The organism is Collinsella aerofaciens (assembly GCF_039752985.1).
In the GTDB taxonomy this organism is placed as follows: domain Bacteria; phylum Actinomycetota; class Coriobacteriia; order Coriobacteriales; family Coriobacteriaceae; genus Collinsella; species Collinsella aerofaciens_BT.
Map to the genome: position 1 here is coordinate 1 of NZ_JBDMHA010000131.1, position 1,516 is coordinate 1,516.

Below are 1,516 nucleotides of genomic sequence, written 5' to 3' on the forward strand. Positions count from 1 at the left end.
AGGCTTGGTACGTGGGCGGTTGGGTGCGCGACGCCCTGATGGGGTACCCCAGCCACGATGTTGATATGTGCTGTAGCGGCCTGTGGCAGGAGTCCAAAGCGGCGCTCGAGGCCGCCGGCATCGCGGTTGTGGAGTCGGGCATTAAATTTGGCGGAATCACGGCTATTTCCGATGGCGAGCGTATCGAGGTCACCACGTACCGTCTGGATGGCTTTTACACCGATGGTCGCCATCCCCAGAGTGTGGAGCGTGCCGCCTCGCTCGAGGACGATCTGGCGCGCCGCGACTTTACCGTCAATGCCATGGCCTGGCATCCCGAGCGCGGGCTTGTCGACCGCTACGACGGCCAGGGTGACTTGGAGCGCAAGCTGATTCGCGCTGTCGGCGATCCCAAGCGTCGCTTTAACGAGGACGCCCTGCGCATGCTGCGTGCGGTGCGCTTTGCCTGCCGTCTGGACTTTATGATTGAGCCCGAGACCAAGCGTGCGCTTGCCGAGTGCGCGCCGCTGCTCGAAGCCGTGGCGCGTGAGCGTGTGGGTATTGAGCTCGAGGGCATTCTTTCGACCGGTCATGGGGGAGACGCGATGCTCCGCTATCCCGAGCTCATCTGCGCCGCCGTGCCCGAGTTGGCAGCGGGTCGCGGGTTTGATCAGCGCAGTGTCTATCATGCGTTTAACGTCTACGTGCATATCGCCCGTGTGCTGACGGTGGCGGGGGAGCTCGCGCTGTGTGACGGCGTCGCGCCCTCGTCGAGCCTTATGTGGGCGGCGTTTTTGCACGATGTGTCCAAGCCCGAGTGCTTCACGGTCGATCACGCCGGCAGCGGACACTTCTACGGTCATCCCGAGCTCGGCGCCAAGAAGGCGCGCGTCATTATGGATCGCCTGGCCCTCTCGCACGACTTGGTGCGCGACGTGTGCCTGCTCATCAAATACCATGACAAGCCGCTGCGCCCCGAGCGCTCCTGCCTGCTCAATATGATGCGCGCGCTTTCGGGTGAGGGCGTCGACACGGCCCGCCTGATTGACGAGCTCATGGACCTTAAGCGTGCCGACACACTTGGCAAGGCCCCGTCGTGCTTCTATTATGTTGAGACGATTGAGGAGATGCGCGCGCTGGCGCACGAGCTGCTGAAGGCAGGGGAGCCCTATACGCTCAAGATGCTCGCCATCAACGGCGGCGACCTGATCCGTGCCGGAGTCAAGCCCGGGCCGGAACTGGGTCAGCTTCTCAACTCCGCCCTCGACGCCGTGATCGAAGACGATATTCCCAACGAGCGCGAAGCTCTTTTGGTTCATCTCAACTTGAATTAGCTACCAAGTTTACCTGCGTATTCCATAACCTGCCGACAATTTTTCGGCAATTTGGAATTTCTTCTTGCGCTGACGTTTTTTGTCCCGTAATATATTTCCTCGCAGCACGGCAGTGCAGATGTCATGTGGCCCGTTCGTCTAGCGGTTTAGGACGCCGCCCTCTCAAGGCGGAGATCACCAGTTCGAATCTGGTACGGGCTACC

General features: G+C 61.1%; 1 protein-coding gene and 1 tRNA gene. Both read left to right on the forward strand.

The genetic code is table 11. The annotated features are described in order from the left end of the window. The coding region (locus ABHR76_RS09995; RefSeq protein ID WP_346977648.1) for a CCA tRNA nucleotidyltransferase at nucleotides 1-1,313 on the forward strand (1,313 nt) is incomplete at its 5' end. A gap of 127 nt (nucleotides 1,314-1,440) precedes the next feature. Next, a tRNA-Glu gene (locus tag ABHR76_RS10000) sits at nucleotides 1,441-1,514 on the forward strand. The last annotated feature ends 2 nt before the right edge of the window (nucleotides 1,515-1,516 follow it).